Raw genomic sequence first — 15,995 nt, 5'->3', positions numbered from 1 at the left:
CAAGGGCGCCACGGCGCCCAACGCAAGGAATCGAAGCCACATGTCTGAAGTCACCGTAGGTTCTCTGGCTAAAGTGCTGGGAATGCCCGTCGAGAAGCTGCTCGAGCAGCTGGCCAGCGCCGGCATGACCTTCAGCGGGCCGGATCAGGTGGTCAGCAGCACCGAGAAGATGAAGCTCCTCGGCTTCCTGCGCCGTACGCACGGCAAGGAAGAGAAAACCGCCGAGGTCGCCGCGCCGAAGCAGATCACGCTCAAGCGCCGCAAGGTCGAGGAACTGACCGTCAGCGCCGGCAAGAGCAAATCCACCGTGGCGGTGGAAGTGCGCCAGAAGCGCACCTATCTCAAGCGCGACCAGATGGATGCGCCGCCGGTGGACGACGAGCGCGCAGACGCGCTGCGCAAGCTGGAGGAATCGAAGAAGCGCAACGACGCCGAACTCGCCGCGTTGAACGAATCCGACCGCAAGCGCCGCGAAGACGAAATCGCCCGTAAGGAAGCCGAGGACGTCGCGCGCAAGGCCAAGGAGGCTTCCGACGCCGCCGCCGCGTCGGTGCTCGCCACGGCCGAAGAACAGGATGGCGCCGCGCCGAAGCCGCGCGACGACAAACATGCGCCGCGCCCGCACAAGACGGACATGCTGCGCGACAAGACGCCGACGCCGAAACAGCCCGCCAGCACCAAGGCCGGCCCCAAGCACAAGACCCGCGGTTCGCACGCGATGGTGGACAACGAAGGCGAAGAGGATTCGCCGACGCGCTTCCTCGCCGGCCAGTTGCACCTGACCGATTCCGAACGTGCCCGCCGCGGCGCCGCCGGTAATCGCAAGCGCCCGAAGCTCAAGATCGTCGAGCAGTCGCGCACCAGTTCCGGCCAGCACGGGTTTTCCCGTCCGACCGCGCCGGTCGTGCGCGACATCGCCATCGGCGAGAGCATCACCGTTGCCGAACTCGCCAACAAGCTCGCGCTGAAGGGCAGCGAAGTGGTGCGCGCGCTGTTCAAGATGGGCGTGATGGTGACCATCAATCAGGTCATCGACCACGATACCGCGGTCCTCGTCGCCGAAGAGCTCGGCCACAAGGCCACGCGCGCCGCGGAAGACGACGCCGAGACGGCGCTGGAAGCGCATACCGAAGAAATGCAGGGCGAGAAGAGCACGCGTCCGCCGGTCGTCACCATCATGGGCCATGTCGATCACGGCAAGACGTCGCTGCTCGACTACATCCGCCGCAGCAAGGTCGCTTCCGGTGAAGCCGGCGGCATCACCCAGCACATCGGCGCCTATCACGTCGAAACCGAGAAGGGCGTCATTTCCTTCCTCGACACCCCGGGCCACGCCGCGTTCACCTCGATGCGCGCCCGCGGCGCCAAGCTCACCGACATCGTCGTGCTGGTCGTCGCGGCCGACGACGGCGTGATGCCGCAGACCGCCGAAGCGGTCAATCACGCGCGCGCCGCCAAGGTGCCGCTGCTGATCGCGATCAACAAGATGGACAAGTCCGACGCCAATCCGGACAACGTCAAGCAAGGCCTGGTCAAGCTCGAAGTGGTGCCGGAAGAGTGGGGCGGCGACGTGCAGTTCGTGCCGGTGTCGGCCAAGACCGGCATGGGCGTCGACGCATTGCTCGATGCGATCCTGGTGCAGGCCGAAGTCATGGAACTGCAGGCGGTCGTCGATGCTCGCGCCACTGGCGTCGTGATCGAATCCGCGCTCGACAAGGGCCGTGGCCCGGTCGCCACCGTGCTCGTGCAGCAAGGTACGCTGAAGAAAGGCGATTACCTCGTCTGCGGCGTGCAATATGGCCGCGTTCGCGCCCTGTTTGACGAGAACGGAAAGCAGACCGATTCCGCCGGTCCGTCGATCCCCGTGCAGGTGCTCGGCTTGTCGGGTGTGCCCGATGCCGGCGACGACTTCGTCGTCGTGGCGGACGAGCGCCTGGCGCGCGACGTCGCCGAACAGCGCGACGCGAAGCGCCGCGAATCGCGCCTGGTCAAGCAGCCCGGCACGCGCATGGAAGACGTCATCGCGCAGATGGGCCAGGCCAACGGCCAGCAGACGCTCAACATCGTCGTCAAGGCGGATGTGCAGGGTTCGGTGGAAGCATTGCGCCAGTCCCTGACCGGCCTGTCGAACGAACTGATCAACATCAACGTCATCGCGTCCGGCGTGGGCGGCATCACCGAATCCGATGCCACCCTGGCTGCCGCCGCGAAGGCCGTGATCATCGGCTTCAATGTCCGTGCCGACGCCAGCGCCCGCAAGATCATCGAGAGCAATGGCCTCGACCTGCGCTACTTCTCGATCATCTACGACGTCATCGACCAGGTGAAGCAGGTCGCGTCGGGCCTGCTCGGCAAGGAAGTGCGCGAGGAGATCATCGGTATTGCGGAAGTCCGCGACGTGTTCCGCAGTTCGAAGTTCGGTGCGGTCGCAGGCTGCCTCGTCATCGAAGGCAGCGTGCGCAAGGCCAAGCCGATCCGCGTCCTGCGCAACAACACCGTCGTCTTCGAGGGCGAGCTGGAATCGCTGCGCCGCTTCAAGGACAACGTCGAGGAAGTCCGCAGCGGTACCGAGTGCGGTATCGCCGTGAAGGCCTATAACGACGTGCAGCCGGGCGACCAGATCGAATGCTTCGAGCGCATCGAAGTGGCGCGCACGCTCTGATGCCGGGCAAGAGTTTCCATCGCACCGATCGCGTCGCCGCCCAGCTCCGTCGGGAGCTGGGCCTGCTGGTCCACCAGGCCGTGCGCGAGCACGGCCTGCCGTCGGTCAGCGTTTCCGACGTCGAAGTCACCCGCGACATGGCGCATGCCAAGGTCTTCGTCACTGCGTTGCTCCCCGGTTCCTCGAAGGAGGCGGTGAAAGCCCTCAAGGAACTGGCGCCCGAACTGCGCCATCGTCTCTCGCAGGCGGTACGCATGCGCCACACGCCCGAGTTGCATTTCCACTACGACGATTCCGTGGACAAGGGCGAACGCATCGAGGAGCTGCTGCGCGACCATCCGCCCGCGTCCGATCCCGACGCCTGATCCCGTGCGCGGCCGCACCGGTCGCATCACTTCATGAACGCGCGTCCCCGCACCGTCTTCCGTGCCCTCGACGGCATCCTGCTGCTCGACAAGCCCGCCGGCATCAGTTCGAACCAGGCCTTGCAGCGCGTGCGGCACCTGTTCCGCGCCGACAAGGCCGGGCATACCGGCAGCCTGGATCCGCTTGCGACGGGCTTGCTGCCGCTCTGCTTCGGCGAAGCGACGAAGATCGCCGGCCACTTGCTGGGCAACGACAAGGCCTACGAGACCGTCGCGCGCTTCGGCCTCACGACCGATACCGACGATGCCGACGGCAAGCCCTTGCGCGAGCGGGCCGTCGATGCGGTCGTCGCCGACCGCCTCGTTTCGCTGCTCGAACCGCTGACCGGGCGGATACGCCAACGGCCGCCGATCTATTCGGCGCTGAAACAGGGCGGTGAGCCCCTCTACGCGAAGGCGAGGCGGGGCGAGACCATCGAGGTTCCCGAGCGCGAAGTGATGGTGCATTCGATCGAGCTGCTCGAATTGCGTGCGGACGAGGCGAGGCTGCGCATCGTTTGCGGTTCCGGCACCTACGTCCGCAGCCTGGTGCGCGATCTCGGCGAAGCCTTGGGCTGCGGCGCGCATGTCGCCGAATTGAGACGGCTCTGGGTCGAGCCGTTCCGCGAACCCCGCATGTTCACCATCGAAGCGCTGCAGGCGATGGACGAAGCGGGTCGGGAACACTGCCTGTTGCCGGTCGAAGCCGGCCTGGCAGGCTGGCGCACTCTCGTACTGGAGCCGGAGCAGGCACAGCGCCTGGGACAGGGGCAGGGCGTCGCTATGGCCGGAGAGGTCCAGGGCAAGGTGCAGGTCACGGATTCGCAGGGCCGCAGCCTGGGCCTTGCCGAAATCGGGCCGGATGCGATTCTCCGGGCCAAACGCCTGTTCCGCTGGGCCGCCAGAAACTGAGCCGACCCGCCTCGGCGTGTGCCTAAGACCTTGTTCGGAAAAGGGTCGCAGGCTATACTTCTGCGGCTTTATCGCAGCATTCCAATAACCGGCGGGTCATGCGGTGCTCGGGCATTCGCCCCGGGTTCCTGCCGACTTCGCATCAAGAGAGAAACAGCATGTCCATCGATACCAGCAAGATCATCAAGGATTTCGGCCGCGTCGCCAACGACACCGGTTCCCCGGAAGTGCAGGTCGCCCTGCTCTCGGCCCGCATCGAACAGCTCAGCGAACACTTCAAGGCGCACAAGCAGGATCACCACTCCCGCCGCGGCCTGTTGAAGATGGTCAACCAGCGTCGCAGCCTGCTGGCGTACCTGAAGAAGAAGGACGCCGCGCGCTACCAGAGCCTCATCGAGCGCTTGGGCCTGCGTCGCTAAGCAACAAACACCGCGCGGCGCCTGATGGCGCCGCGTTCTTTTTCAGGCGCGGATTCGCCGCGCCGAACCCGATCCGGCAAGGGCCGGACGGGCACAGACAGCATCAACGGAACAGGGAAACATCAACGTGGCAAAAATCACCAAGACCTTCCAGTACGGCAAGCACACCGTCACCCTGGAGACCGGCGAGATCGCACGCCAGGCCAGTGGCGCCGTCATCGTCAACATGGACGGCACCGTCGTGCTGGTCAGCGCCGTCGCCGCCAAGAGCGCGCGCGAAGGCCAGGATTTCTTCCCGCTTACCGTCGACTACGTCGAGAAGTTCTATGCCGGCGGCCGTATCCCCGGCGGCTTCTTCAAGCGCGAGGGTCGCCCGACCGAAAAGGAAACGCTGATCTCGCGCCTGATCGATCGCCCGATCCGCCCGCTGTTCCCGGAAGACTACAAGAACGAAGTGCAGATCATCGCGCAGGTGATCTCGCTGAACCCTGAAGTGGATGGCGACATCCCGGCGATGATCGGCGCCTCGGCCGCGCTGGCCCTGGCCGGCACGCCGTTCGCCGGTCCGATCGGCGCCGCCAAGGTCGGCTACAAGGATGGCGCGTACATCCTCAACCCGACCGCCGCCGAGCTGAAGGAATCCAAGCTTGAGCTGGTCGTCGCCGGTACCGCCAATGCCGTGCTGATGGTCGAGTCCGAAGCGGCGCTGCTGAGCGAAGAAGTGATGCTCGGCGCCGTCACCTTCGGCCACAAGGAACAGCAGAAGGTCATCAACGCGATCAACGAGCTGACCGTCGAAGCCGGCACCAAGCCCAGCACCTGGGCGGCGCCTGCCAAGAACACGGCCATGATCGCCGCCCTGAAGGAAGTCGTCGGCAGCAAGTTGGCCGATGCGTTCAAGGTCACCGACAAGCTGCAGCGCCGCGACGCCATCAGCGCGATCAAGAAGGACACGTTCGAAGTGCTCGCCGGCCGCGTCGCCGCCGACAACTGGAACACCGGCGAGCTGGCCAAGGAATTCGGCGAGCTCGAATACCGCACCATGCGCGACTCGGTGCTCGACACCAAGGTCCGCATCGACGGTCGCGACCTCAGCACCGTGCGTCCGATCTCCGTCAAGGCGCCCGTCCTGCCGCGTACGCACGGCTCGGCCTTGTTCACCCGTGGCGAAACCCAGGCCATCGTCATCGTGACGCTGGGTACCGCCCGCGACGGCCAGATCATCGACGCCATCGCCGGTGAGTACAAAGAGAACTTCCTGTTCCACTACAACTTCCCGCCGTTCTCCGTCGGCGAATGCGGCCGCTTCGGCGCGCCCAAGCGTCGCGAAATCGGCCACGGCCGTCTCGCCAAGCGCGGCGTGCTCGCCGTGATGCCGTCGCTGGAAGAATTCCCGTACACCATCCGCGTCGTCTCCGAAATCACCGAGTCGAACGGTTCGTCCTCGATGGCCTCGGTCTGCGGTTCCTCGCTGGCGTTGATGGACGCGGGCGTGCCGGTCAAGGCACCGGTCGCGGGCATCGCGATGGGCCTGGTCAAGGAAGGCGATCGCTACGTCGTGCTGTCCGATATCCTCGGCGACGAGGATCACCTCGGCGACATGGATTTCAAGGTGGCCGGTTCCGCCGAGGGCATCTCCGCCCTGCAGATGGACATCAAGATCGACGGCATCACCGAAGAGATCATGAAGGTCGCGCTGGCCCAGGCCAAGCAGGGCCGTCTGCACATCCTCGGTGAAATGGCCAAGGGCCTGTCGGCGCCGCGCGCCGAACTGTCCGAGTTCGCGCCGCGCCTGCTCACGCTGAAGATCCACCCGGACAAGATCCGCGAAGTCATCGGCAAGGGCGGTTCGGTCATCCAGGCGATCACCAAGGACACCGGCACGCAGATCGACATCCAGGACGACGGCACCATCGTCATCGCGTCGGTCAACGCCGCTGCTGCGCAGGCCGCCAAGGCGCGCATCGACCAGATCGTCTCGGACATCGAGCCGGGCCGCATCTACGAAGGCAAGGTCGCCAAGATCATGGACTTCGGCGCGTTCGTCACGATCGCTCCGGGCAAGGACGGTCTCGTGCACGTTTCGCAGATCTCCAATGAGCGCGTCGAGAAGGTCACCGACAAGCTCAAGGAAGGCGATGTCGTGAAGGTCAAGGTGCTGGAAGTCGACAAGCAGGGTCGCATCCGTCTGTCGATGAAGGCCGTGACGGAAGACGAAGCCGCGGGCTGATCCAACGGCAAGGGTTCAAGGGAAAAGCCGCCCTCGGGCGGCTTTTTTCATTGCGGCGCTGCTCAACCTACTTCCAGAACGGAATCCGGTAGCGACGTTGCGGCTCGTTCCTGTCGGAAGATCGCCTCGGCTTGACCTCGACCACGCTGATTTCATGGCGCCCCGGCGACAGTTCGCGCACGGGGATCATCGCCAGGCTGCCGCGCAGACCGGACTTCGCATCGGTGGCGGCCTCCAGCGGTACGGCAATGGGCTCGCCATCCAGGCGGATGTCGTAAAGCTTCGCCAGGCAATCCAGGCCCGCGGTACGCGCGGCGTTGGGCGCTGCGACCTCGGGGCACTGCTGCGCCATGATCGAATTGATGCGCCTCGGCAGGTAGGGCACGAAAAGTTCGAGGTAGGGTCCGCGCACGACGCGATCCGGGATGAAGGGCGGCGGTGCGCGACCGCCTGCATCCTCGCTGCGCTGGTTGGCATAGAAGGCCGGCTGCGAACCGTCGATCGTCATCGCGTCCGATTCCGGCAGGCCGTCGTAACGGCCGTAGTCGATGACACCGCTATTGAACATCAGTTGTCCGACCACGAAGGCGAAGATCGGAGCCATGATCAGCATGATCGTCCAGCCGGCGCGCCGCGTGCCCTCGTGGCTGGAAAACAACGCCAGCAACGGGTTGTTGTTGCTGCCGAAGCGCAGGAAGCCGTAGAAGGTCAGCACGCGCCGCAGAGCGCGGCCCTTCCTGCTGTCTCGCGGCCAGCGATCGCCCATGCGGCGGTCGAGCAGCAAGGCGATGAACCAGGGCAGCAGCACGACCGGCACGAGATAGCTGAAGACGATCATCGCGTCGACGCGATGCCCGGAGACGACGCCGACCACCAAGGCAATCAGGATGATCGTCAGCACCAGCGTGGCCGGCAGCAGCATCAGCATCGCCAGGCCGAAACCGATGCCGAACACGCGCGTGGCGCGGTTGTCGGCGTTTTCGATGGTGGCCGGCATTTCGCCTTCCGGCGTGTCGGCCAGTTCGCGCGAAATCGGGCCCAGCCGCAGGTTTCCCCAACGGATTCCGCCGGGATAGACCGAATTCATGCCCACCAGGGCCACCCAGTAGCCGCGCAGGAACAGGTGCAGGACGAAGGTTGCGATCAGGGTCACCAGCGAGAACTTCGCGTAGATCCACAGCGGCGACAGCAGTTTGTTCACGTCCTCGCTGCTGCGGGCGAACAGTTGGTAGAACGCGCTGTCGAGCAGGGCCGGCAGTTGCAGCAAGCCGATGATGGTCGCGCCGGAAATCAGCAGCTCCATTTCCCAGGTCGGCGTCGTGCGCCCGGGCACGCGATGGATGGTTTCGGCGTCGTCGGAGGCGGACATGGCGGCGTATCCCGTGAGCGGCGCGCACAGGCTCGCAGAGCGAGACGGGATTGGCAACGATGTCGGGCGATCGTGGAGAAACGGACGGTGTTAGCATCCAAGCATGTCTCGCGCCACGACCATCGCGCTGGCGGTTCTCGGTGCCGTCTGGGCCTTGCCCATGACGCTTGCCGGCCTGCTCGCCGGCTTGGCGGCGTGGGCGTTCGGCGCCAGGCCGAAGGTGTCCGATCATGCTTTGGTTTTCCAGCGGTTTCCGTGGGGCCCGGGCGGCGCCTTGACCTTGGGCAACGTCATCCTGCACACGGGCGAGTCGCTGGACGAAGACACCTTGACCTACGACTGCGCGCATAGCGGCGGGAAGGAATGCGTGCGCATCGGCGACCACGAACGCGCGCACGTCTATCAGTACCTGGTCCTAGGCCCGCTGTTCCTGCCGCTGTATTTCGCCTGCGGCGGTATCTCGCACCGCAATCGCTTCGAACAGGCGGCGGACCGTTATGCGCGGACCGGGCAGGGCTGGTGGCCGTGGCCCGCAAGCGCTGTGGACAAACCACAGTCCCAATAAGCGATTCCCTCAAGGGAAATTGTCGATCGTCGTGCTCGGCCTTTGCTTCTTACGCCCACACTCGATCACAGGCCGTTCCATCGCGTTTCAGAAAAGCGAAAGCCCGCGTCGGCGGGCTTCGGGATTCACTCGATTGTTTCATCCGGCCTTCGGTACCATCGGTCTCGCGAGGCGTTCCATCGCGTTTCAGAAAAACAAAAACCCGCTTGAGCGGGCTTTGGGATTTTCTCGATTGCTGCATCCGGCCTTCGGTACCCAGCGAATCGCGAGTCATTCCATCGCGTTTCAGCCTTTGGTACCGGTGAGAGGACTCGAACCTCCACTCCATCGCTGGAAGCGGATTTTGAGTCCGCCGCGTCTACCATTCCGCCACACCGGCATTGCCCGCGCATTATAGCGCAGGAAGGGCGTGACTTACTCGCAATCGACCTTGTCCAGGCAGAGTTGGCGTTGCCCGCGGCGATACCAGTCGCCGTTCTCCGGCTCGAACGTCGCGCACTGGCCCATCGCCTTCTGGTAGACGTGCAGGGAAATCGCGATCTGATCCGGGCTCGGATTGCGGATCGTGTGGTACTCGTGCGGCGGCAGCAGGCTGCCGGCGGTGCCGGTGCCGGCGAGCAGGGTTTCGTGCTGGCTGAAACGGCAGCGCTCCTCCTGTTCCTCTTCGAGTTCGTAACGGGTGATTTCCAACTGTCCCTGCCAAACGCCCTCGACGCACCACAGACCGCAGTGGTCGTGGATCGGCGTGCCCTGGCCCGGCGCCCAGGTCATCGCGACGATGCTGGTTCCGCGCTCGGGGCAGGCATAGAGCTCGCGCCGTGCGTAGTGACCTTCTACCGGTTCGAAGACGCAGTCGGGCAGGAAGACCGTGCGGTCCTTGATCAGGCGGCACAGGCCGTCGCGCAGGCTATGCGTCAGGCGCTCGCCATCGGGCTGCCGGTAGGCTTCCTCGACGACGGCCAGCAGGGCATCTCGGCCAGTGAAGTTCAGGAACGTCATGGGCGGCAGTTTAGCAGCCCTGGGCGGGCGATTCCTTGCGCGAGATCAAACCCCGCTTGCGACGGGGCCGCCGCGTTCAGAGTCGGGCGAGGAAGCCCGAGATCACCGGCCCGAAGCGCGCGAAGTCGACCAGGAAGGCGTCGTGCCCCTGGGGCGATTCCAGCGGGGCGAACTCGGTCTCGGCGCCGCCGGCGCGCAGGCCATCGGCGATCTGTTCCTGCTGCTGCAGCGGGAACAGGATGTCGGTGCGCACGCCGATGGAGAGCGCTTTCTCGAGTTTGATGCTGGCCAGTGCCTTCATCACGTCGCCGTCCGTGTACTCCGCCAGGTCGAACCAGTCCATCGACCGAGACAGGTACAAATAGCAGTTGGGATCGAACTGGCGGACGAAACGCTGCGCATGGCCGGCTAGATAGCGCTCGACCTCGAATTCCAGGCCGAAGGGATCGTCTTCCCGGCATTCGCTGTCGAGGCGCACGCGACCGAATCGGCCATCCCATTCCATCGCCGAACGGTAGGTGACGACGCCGAGCTTGCGCGCGATACGCATGCCGTTGTCCGGATAGCGTTCATCGTCGTAAGAACCGTGGTTCCAGTTCGGATCGAGACGGATCGCTTCGCGTTGCAGGGAGCGAATCGCGATGGAGAACGGTAGCGCGCGGGCACTGCCCGAGACGTTGATATGCGAACGGGCGCGGCCCGGATGCAGGGCGAGATAGGCCAGGGCCATCATGCCGCCCATCGAATTGCCGATCACGCAGGCAAGACGTTCGATGCCGAGCGATTCGATCACCGCGTGGGCGGCGCGTGCCGCGTCCTCGATGGACAGGTCGGGAAAGGCAAGGCGGTACTGTTCGCCGGTCGCCGGGTCGATCGAAGCCGGGCCGGTCGAGCCCTTGCAACTGCCCAGCGTATTCACGCAGATCACGAACCAGCGATCCGTATCGATGGGTTTGCCGGGCCCGAGCATGGCTTCCCACCAGCCTGCTTCCGGATTTCCTTCGTTCGCCGCCGCATGCGCGTTCGGCGACAGGCCCGTCAGTATCAGGATGGCATTGCCGCGGGATGAATCCAGCTTTCCCCAGGTTTCGAAAGCCATGCGTGCCGCGTGCAGGGCATCGCCACGTTTCATCGGGAAAGGCGAAGGCAGGTCGACGAACTGGGTGCCGGGCGGGATGAATTCAGTCATGGGACCGGTCGCGATAGCGTCAGGTTGATGGGGGCCGCGTCTGCAAGATCAACCGTCAGCGGTTCCGCTTCGATGTCGCCGCTGCCGGCCTGCGCGTTGCCGCTGCGCGACAGGCGCGCAACGACCTGGACCGTCTTCTGCGCCGACAACTTCGCCGCCGGCATCGGGCTGTCGTCGTCGCCGAGCGTAACCCGCATCGGCAGCGCGTCGAGGGCGATTCGCTTGACGGCGAAAGGCGGGCCGCCGCCCTCGGGGCTGCGCGCGAAAACGAAGAGCACGTCGCCAGGTCGCGCTTGCGCCGCCAGGTCGGGAGCGATCCCGACCTCGATCGTCAACAGCGGTTTGGAATCGGCCATCGGTGACATGGGCGGCAACTGCGCCGCGACGCGTGCCATGTCGATCTGCGCACGCAGAGCGCCGGCCGCGGCGGGTTCCAGCATCGGCAGCAAACGTTCCCACAGCGCGCTGGCTTCGGCCGGTTTGCCCGCCTGCATGCGTTGCATGCCGGACAGCAACAGGGCGCGCTGGTTGTTCGGGTTGGCGCGAAGCGCCGCTTCCAGCAGAACGACCGCTTCCGCCGGTGCGCCCTGGGCGCCGGCGTTGCGCATCATCGCCTCGGCATATTCGACGCCGAGATCGGCATCGTCCGGGGCGAGGGCATGCGCGCGCGCATATGCCCTGGCCGCGAGCCCGTAGTTTTCCTGCGCTGCGTGCGAGCGAGCGAGCAGGATCCAGCCTTCGACATTGTCGGGCTCGCGTTCCAGGCGCGCCTGCAGCATCGCGATGGCTTCGTCGATGTTCTGCGGCGCCCGTAGGTTCGCAGGGTCCAGGGCCGCCGGGGTTCCCTGCAGCTGGTAGAGCCCGACGACACCGAGCGGAAGAATGACGGCGAGTGCCATCGCCAGGCCGCGCGACTGGCGCCATAGCGGTGCGGTCGCGAACGCGACTGCGACGAGAACGAGCAAGGCAGCGGACAGGACGAAGATCGTCATCACCATTCCTGCTCGTCAGGCGACGGCGCCGCGTTTGGCGCATTGGCGCGGCGCGCACGCACGATGCCCAGCAGGACGAACGCGCCACCGCCGAGGATCAGCAGAGGGCCGAACCACAACAGCCAGGTGCTTGGCTTGACCTCGGGCTTGTACAGCACGAAATCGGTATAGCGTTCGACCAGGAACTGCTTGATCTGCGCATCGCTTCGGCCTTCGCGCATCAGGCGCAGGACCTCCAGCCTCAGGTCGTGGGCGATCTGCGCATTGGAATCGGCCAGCGACTGGTTCTGGCACATGACGCAACGAAGCTCGGCCGTCAGTTGACGGAAGCGCGTCTCTTCGGCGGCGTCGCGGAACTGCGGCGGAGTGGCGGCGGATGCGGTCGCGGACAAGAACAACAACAGTAGAGGCAGCAACCAGCATTTCATCGGCCTTGCTCCAGTTGAATCAGCAAGGGTCCGATCTGCTCGCGCACGATGGAATCGTCTATCGGGCCGATGAACTTCCAGCGCACGATACCGTTCGCATCGACGATGAAACTCTCCGGTGCGCCGTAGATGCCCCAATCGAAAGCGGCGCGCCCATCCGCATCGACGAGGTTGACCGAATACGGGTTGCCGAACTCGGACAGCCAGCGTTTCGCCTCGGCATCCTCGTCCTTGTAGTTATAGCCGACGACGCGCAGTTTTCCGCTGCGCGCCAGCGCGCTGATCACCGGGTGTTCGACGCGGCAGTTCGGGCACCAGCTGCCCCAGACGTTCAGCAAGTAGGGTTTGCCCAGGAAATCCTTCTTCGCCATCGTCGTGCCCGGCTGGTCCAGTACGGGTAGGCTGAATTCGGGCGCCGGCTTTCCGATCAGTGGCGAGGGGATCGCGCTCGTGTCCTTGCCGGAGTTCATCCGCACGCCGACGAACAGCAAGGCGGCCAGCAACAGGAAGGCCAGCAGGGGCAGGAAGCGCCGCATCATGCCGTCACCGGTCGACGGAAGCGCTTGTCGAAGACGACGGCAATGCCGCCGGCCGCCATCATCAACGCGCCGAGCCAGATCCAGCGCACGAAAGGCTTGACGTGCAGGCGCAGGGCCCAGCCGCCGTTTCCGTCCACTGGTTCGCCCAGCGCGACATACAGGTCACGGGTGAAACCAGGGTCGAGATCGGCTTCGGTCATGATGCTCCCGCCGCTGGCGTAAGCGCGTTTTTCCGGATGCAGCGTCGCGACGGCTCGCTCATCGCGCGTCACCGTCACCGTGCCGCGATCGGCAAGATAGTTCGGTCCCTGCACGCGTTCGACGCCATCGAAACGGAACTGGTAACCGCGCACCTCGAAACTCTGGCCGGGCTTGGCGGCGACGTCCTTCTCCAGGCTCTGCGATTCGGTCATCAGCACGCCGAAGAAAAACACGGCGACTCCGGCATGCGCCAGGCACATGCCGATCATCTCGGCCGTGAAGCGTCCCTGCGCCTTGACAAAACGCTGGCGGATGAAACGCAGGGTGCCCAATGCCAGCCAGAGTCCAGCAAGGAACGCGGCGGCCGTTTTCAGTTTGCCCTGCGGCCAGGCGAAGAAAGCGATCGCAGCGGCGAGCAGGGCAAGCAAGGCCCAGGGCGCGAGCATCTTCAACGGCAGGTTCGCTTGCTCGCGCTGCCATCGCGTCAGCGGACCGAACGGCAACAACAACACCAGCGGAATCATCAGCAGCCCGAACAACAGGCCGAAGTAGGGCGGGCCGACCGAAATCTTCCCCATGTCCAGGGCTTCGAGCAGCAGCGGATAAAGCGTTCCCAGCAGCACCATCGCCGCGGCCGCGGTCAGCAGAAGGTTGTTGGCGAGCAGCAGGGTTTCGCGCGAAAAGGCGGCGAACGGCTGGCCGGTGTCGTCGCGTGGCGCACGCAAGGCATAGAGCAGCAGCGACCCGCCGACGACGATGCCGAGGAAGATCAGTATGAACAGGCCGCGTTGCGGATCCGATGCGAAAGCATGCACCGAAGTCAGCACGCCCGAACGAACGAGGAAGGTGCCCAGCAAGGAAAGGGAGAACGCGGCGATCGCCAGCAGCAAGGTCCAGCCGCGGAAGCTGCCGCGTTTTTCCGTTACGGCCTGCGAGTGCAGCAGGGCTGTACCGACCAGCCAGGGCATGAAACTGGCGTTTTCGACCGGATCCCAGAACCACCAGCCGCCCCAGCCGAGTTCGTAGTACGCCCACCAGCTACCCAAGGCGATGCCGACGGTGAGGAAAGACCAGGCGATGTTCGTCCACGGGCGCGACCAGCGCACCCACTGCGAATCGACCTTGCCGGCGATCAATGCCGCGACGGCGAAAGCGAACGCGACGGAGAAGCCGACGTAGCCGGTGTACAGCAGCGGCGGATGGATGATCAGGCCCGGATCCTGCAGCAGCGGATTCAGGTCGCGACCTTCCGCTGCCGCCGGCAACAGGCGTTCGAACGGATTGGAGGTGAAGATCAGGAAGGCGAGGAAGCCGACCGCGACCCAACCCATCACCGCCAGCACGCGCGCCACGACTTCGAGGGGCAGGGAGCGCGAGAACCGCGCCACCGCGGCGATCCACAGCGCGAGGATCAGCACCCAAAGCAGCAGCGAGCCCTCATGCGCGCCCCACACGGCCGAATAGCGATAGACCACCGGCAGCAGGGAGTTGGAGTTCGTCGCCACATAGGCCAACGAGAAATCCTGTACGACGAAGGCATGGGTCAGGATCGCGAAAGCGAACGCGACGAAACCCAGCACGGCGTAGGCCAGTGGCCGGGCCGTCGCCATCAGCGCGGGCGTTCCGCGTTGCGCGCCGATCAAAGGCAGTACGCCCAGCAGCAACGACAGCAGCAGGGCCAGCGCCAGCGCGATCTGGCCGAGTTCGGGCAGCACTCAGTTCGCTCCGCAGCTCAGGCTATGCGTGGCATTGCCGCTTTCGCGCATCTTGGCCAGCATCTCCGGGCTCATGCCTTTCGCGACTTCCTCGGGCATGTAGGTTTCATCGTGCTTGGCCAGCACTTCCGTAGCGACGAAGCGCTGCTGCTGCATGCGCCCGGTCGCGATGATGCTGGTGCCTTCCTTGAACATGTCGGGCAGGATGCCGTTGAACTGCACCGGCACCTGGCGCTGGCCGTCCGTTACGGAAAAATCGACCAGCAAGGTGCCATTGGTACGCTTGACGCTACCGAGGCAAACGACGCCGCCGAGGCGAAAGCGGGCATCGGCCGGCGACTTGCCGGCGCGCACCTCGGAAGGCGTATGCAGGTAGGTCAGGTTTTCCTGCAGCGCGAACGCGATCAGCACGGCGGCGGTCGCCGCAGCAAGCAGCAACAGGCCGACCAACGCCAGGCGGCGCTTGCGTGTCGGGTTCATGCCGACTTCCTGGCCGCTTCGCGGCGCAGGCGCCCCAGGATCGCGCGACGCGCCGTTTCCAGGCGCAGTCGCGGGCCGAGCCAGTCCCAGGCCATGATCAGGAAGAAGGCGAAATAGGCGGCCGCGAGGTAGGAAAAACTCATCGCGATGCCTCCGCCTGAGCGCGTGCCCAATCGCTGCCCGATTCGAGTTCGAGGTTCAGCGCGCGCGCGCGTTGCAGCAGCGAGCCCACGAACCAGGCCTTGGTCCCGATGACGGTGAAGATCAGCGGCCAGCGCATGCTCCAGTCCATCTTCGAATTGCCGAGCAGGCTGATCGTCGTTCCCTGGTGCAAGGTGTTCCACCAGTTCACCGCGAAGTGCACGATCGGCACGTTGACGACGCCGATCACCGCGAGGAAACAGGCCGCGCGTGCAGCGGCGCGGCGGTCCTCGATGGCGGCGTACAGGCCCATCACCCCGACGTAGAGGAAGAACAGCACCAGTTCCGACGTCAGGCGCGGATCCCAGGTCCAATACGTGCCCCAGGTGGGCTTGCCCCAGATCGCGCCGGTCAACAGCGTGATCGCGGTGAACGTCGCGCCGACCGGTGCGCAGGCCATCGCCAGGATCTCGCAGGCCTTGATGCGCCATACCAGGGCGATCACCGCCTGCACCGCCATGGCGACGAAGATGAAAAGGCTCATCCACGCGCTCGGCACATGGATATAGAAAATGCGGAAGTTCTCGCCCTGCTGGTAGTCGGCCGGCACGACGAACAGGCCGCCGTAGATGCCGATGGCCAGGGTCAGGAACCCGATCCCGAAACCCCAGGGCGTCCAGCGCTCGGCGAAACGATCGAAGTTGGGCGGCGAGCCGGTTTGATGGAACCAGAGCAGGAAACGATTCACGG

At 65.1% G+C, this 15,995-nt stretch carries 16 protein-coding genes and 1 tRNA gene; 6 read left to right on the top strand and 11 right to left on the bottom strand.

Annotated elements, in window-relative coordinates; genetic code table 11:
* The first annotated feature begins 40 nt into the window (after positions 1–40).
* From infB to pnp, 5 genes are all read left to right on the top strand, one after another.
* Positions 41–2,662: a translation initiation factor IF-2 gene (gene infB / locus QM707_RS01505; protein WP_415000104.1), complete on the top strand. Its 2,622-nt coding sequence runs from the start codon at positions 41–43 to the stop codon at positions 2,660–2,662.
* On the top strand, positions 2,662–3,027 hold the full coding sequence (gene rbfA / locus QM707_RS01500) for a 30S ribosome-binding factor RbfA (protein ID WP_415000103.1): 366 nt from the start codon (positions 2,662–2,664) through the stop codon (positions 3,025–3,027). Before infB ends, rbfA begins: the two co-directional genes overlap by 1 nt.
* Before the next feature lie 33 nt (positions 3,028–3,060).
* A complete protein-coding gene (gene truB / locus QM707_RS01495; RefSeq protein ID WP_415000102.1) occupies positions 3,061–3,978 on the top strand; it encodes a tRNA pseudouridine(55) synthase TruB in 918 nt (305 codons plus the stop codon).
* Between the two features lie 158 nt (positions 3,979–4,136).
* Positions 4,137–4,397 carry a 30S ribosomal protein S15 gene (rpsO, locus tag QM707_RS01490; protein WP_415000101.1) on the top strand — a complete coding sequence of 87 codons (261 nt, stop codon included), beginning with the start codon at positions 4,137–4,139 and terminating at the stop codon, positions 4,395–4,397.
* A 127-nt stretch (positions 4,398–4,524) separates the two neighbouring features.
* Complete coding sequence (gene pnp / locus QM707_RS01485) at positions 4,525–6,627, top strand: polyribonucleotide nucleotidyltransferase (RefSeq protein WP_415000100.1); 2,103 nt, start codon at positions 4,525–4,527, stop codon at positions 6,625–6,627.
* 67 nt (positions 6,628–6,694) lie between these two features.
* On the opposite strand, the gene QM707_RS01480 is transcribed toward pnp, so the two are convergent.
* Positions 6,695–7,996 carry a hypothetical protein gene (locus QM707_RS01480; RefSeq protein WP_415000099.1) on the bottom strand — a complete coding sequence of 434 codons (1,302 nt, stop codon included), beginning with the start codon at positions 7,994–7,996 and terminating at the stop codon, positions 6,695–6,697.
* Between the two features lie 103 nt (positions 7,997–8,099).
* Here QM707_RS01480 and QM707_RS01475 point away from each other — a divergent pair, with 103 nt between their 5' ends.
* Positions 8,100–8,561: a hypothetical protein gene (locus tag QM707_RS01475; protein ID WP_415000098.1), complete on the top strand. Its 462-nt coding sequence runs from the start codon at positions 8,100–8,102 to the stop codon at positions 8,559–8,561.
* Between the two features lie 293 nt (positions 8,562–8,854).
* On the opposite strand, the gene QM707_RS01470 is transcribed toward QM707_RS01475, so the two are convergent.
* From QM707_RS01470 to ccmC, 10 genes are all read right to left on the bottom strand, one after another.
* Positions 8,855–8,940 (bottom strand) — tRNA-Leu (locus QM707_RS01470).
* Between the two features lie 35 nt (positions 8,941–8,975).
* A complete protein-coding gene (locus tag QM707_RS01465) occupies positions 8,976–9,560 on the bottom strand; it encodes a cysteine dioxygenase (protein WP_415000097.1) in 585 nt (194 codons plus the stop codon).
* Between the two features lie 76 nt (positions 9,561–9,636).
* A complete protein-coding gene (metX, locus tag QM707_RS01460; RefSeq protein WP_415000096.1) occupies positions 9,637–10,749 on the bottom strand; it encodes a homoserine O-acetyltransferase MetX in 1,113 nt (370 codons plus the stop codon).
* A complete protein-coding gene (locus tag QM707_RS01455; RefSeq protein WP_415000095.1) occupies positions 10,746–11,741 on the bottom strand; it encodes a tetratricopeptide repeat protein in 996 nt (331 codons plus the stop codon). The genes metX and QM707_RS01455 overlap by 4 nt, the downstream gene beginning before the upstream one ends.
* On the bottom strand, positions 11,741–12,169 hold the full coding sequence (locus QM707_RS01450) for a cytochrome c-type biogenesis protein (protein WP_415000094.1): 429 nt from the start codon (positions 12,167–12,169) through the stop codon (positions 11,741–11,743). Before QM707_RS01450 ends, QM707_RS01455 begins: the two co-directional genes overlap by 1 nt.
* Positions 12,166–12,708, bottom strand: coding sequence for a DsbE family thiol:disulfide interchange protein (locus tag QM707_RS01445; RefSeq protein WP_415000093.1), 543 nt, complete (start codon positions 12,706–12,708; stop codon positions 12,166–12,168). Before QM707_RS01445 ends, QM707_RS01450 begins: the two co-directional genes overlap by 4 nt.
* Positions 12,705–14,624: a heme lyase CcmF/NrfE family subunit gene (locus QM707_RS01440; protein WP_415000092.1), complete on the bottom strand. Its 1,920-nt coding sequence runs from the start codon at positions 14,622–14,624 to the stop codon at positions 12,705–12,707. The genes QM707_RS01445 and QM707_RS01440 overlap by 4 nt, the downstream gene beginning before the upstream one ends.
* Complete coding sequence (gene ccmE, locus QM707_RS01435) at positions 14,625–15,104, bottom strand: cytochrome c maturation protein CcmE (RefSeq protein ID WP_415000091.1); 480 nt, start codon at positions 15,102–15,104, stop codon at positions 14,625–14,627. It lies immediately after the preceding gene.
* A complete protein-coding gene (locus tag QM707_RS01430) occupies positions 15,101–15,247 on the bottom strand; it encodes a hypothetical protein (protein WP_415000090.1) in 147 nt (48 codons plus the stop codon). The genes ccmE and QM707_RS01430 overlap by 4 nt, the downstream gene beginning before the upstream one ends.
* Entirely contained in the window at positions 15,244–15,993 is a 750-nt protein-coding gene (gene ccmC / locus QM707_RS01425) for a heme ABC transporter permease CcmC (RefSeq protein WP_415000089.1), read from the bottom strand. The genes QM707_RS01430 and ccmC overlap by 4 nt, the downstream gene beginning before the upstream one ends.
* Between the last annotated feature and the right edge of the window lie 2 nt (positions 15,994–15,995).

The sequence above is a fragment of the Arenimonas sp. genome (assembly GCF_047602345.1).
GTDB lineage: Bacteria > Pseudomonadota > Gammaproteobacteria > Xanthomonadales > Xanthomonadaceae > Arenimonas.
The sequence above is the reverse complement of the archived record's forward strand: the minus strand, read 5'-3'. Positions and strand labels throughout refer to the sequence as shown.

What these genes read in the sequence shown, in the direction of transcription:
- infB (WP_415000104.1), top strand. Translation starts at nt 41, where the DNA reads ATGTCTGAAGTCACCGTAGGTTCTCTGGCTAAAGTGCTGGGAATGCCC.
- rbfA (WP_415000103.1), top strand. Translation starts at nt 2,662, where the DNA reads ATGCCGGGCAAGAGTTTCCATCGCACCGATCGCGTCGCCGCCCAGCTC.
- truB (WP_415000102.1), top strand. Translation starts at nt 3,061, where the DNA reads ATGAACGCGCGTCCCCGCACCGTCTTCCGTGCCCTCGACGGCATCCTG.
- rpsO (WP_415000101.1), top strand. Translation starts at nt 4,137, where the DNA reads ATGTCCATCGATACCAGCAAGATCATCAAGGATTTCGGCCGCGTCGCC.
- QM707_RS01480 (WP_415000099.1), bottom strand. Translation starts at nt 7,996, where the DNA reads ATGTCCGCCTCCGACGACGCCGAAACCATCCATCGCGTGCCCGGGCGC.
- QM707_RS01475 (WP_415000098.1), top strand. Translation starts at nt 8,100, where the DNA reads ATGTCTCGCGCCACGACCATCGCGCTGGCGGTTCTCGGTGCCGTCTGG.
- QM707_RS01465 (WP_415000097.1), bottom strand. Translation starts at nt 9,560, where the DNA reads ATGACGTTCCTGAACTTCACTGGCCGAGATGCCCTGCTGGCCGTCGTC.
- metX (WP_415000096.1), bottom strand. Translation starts at nt 10,749, where the DNA reads ATGACTGAATTCATCCCGCCCGGCACCCAGTTCGTCGACCTGCCTTCG.
- QM707_RS01455 (WP_415000095.1), bottom strand. Translation starts at nt 11,741, where the DNA reads ATGACGATCTTCGTCCTGTCCGCTGCCTTGCTCGTTCTCGTCGCAGTC.
- QM707_RS01450 (WP_415000094.1), bottom strand. Translation starts at nt 12,169, where the DNA reads ATGAAATGCTGGTTGCTGCCTCTACTGTTGTTGTTCTTGTCCGCGACC.
- QM707_RS01445 (WP_415000093.1), bottom strand. Translation starts at nt 12,708, where the DNA reads ATGATGCGGCGCTTCCTGCCCCTGCTGGCCTTCCTGTTGCTGGCCGCC.
- ccmE (WP_415000091.1), bottom strand. Translation starts at nt 15,104, where the DNA reads ATGAACCCGACACGCAAGCGCCGCCTGGCGTTGGTCGGCCTGTTGCTG.
- QM707_RS01430 (WP_415000090.1), bottom strand. Translation starts at nt 15,247, where the DNA reads ATGAGTTTTTCCTACCTCGCGGCCGCCTATTTCGCCTTCTTCCTGATC.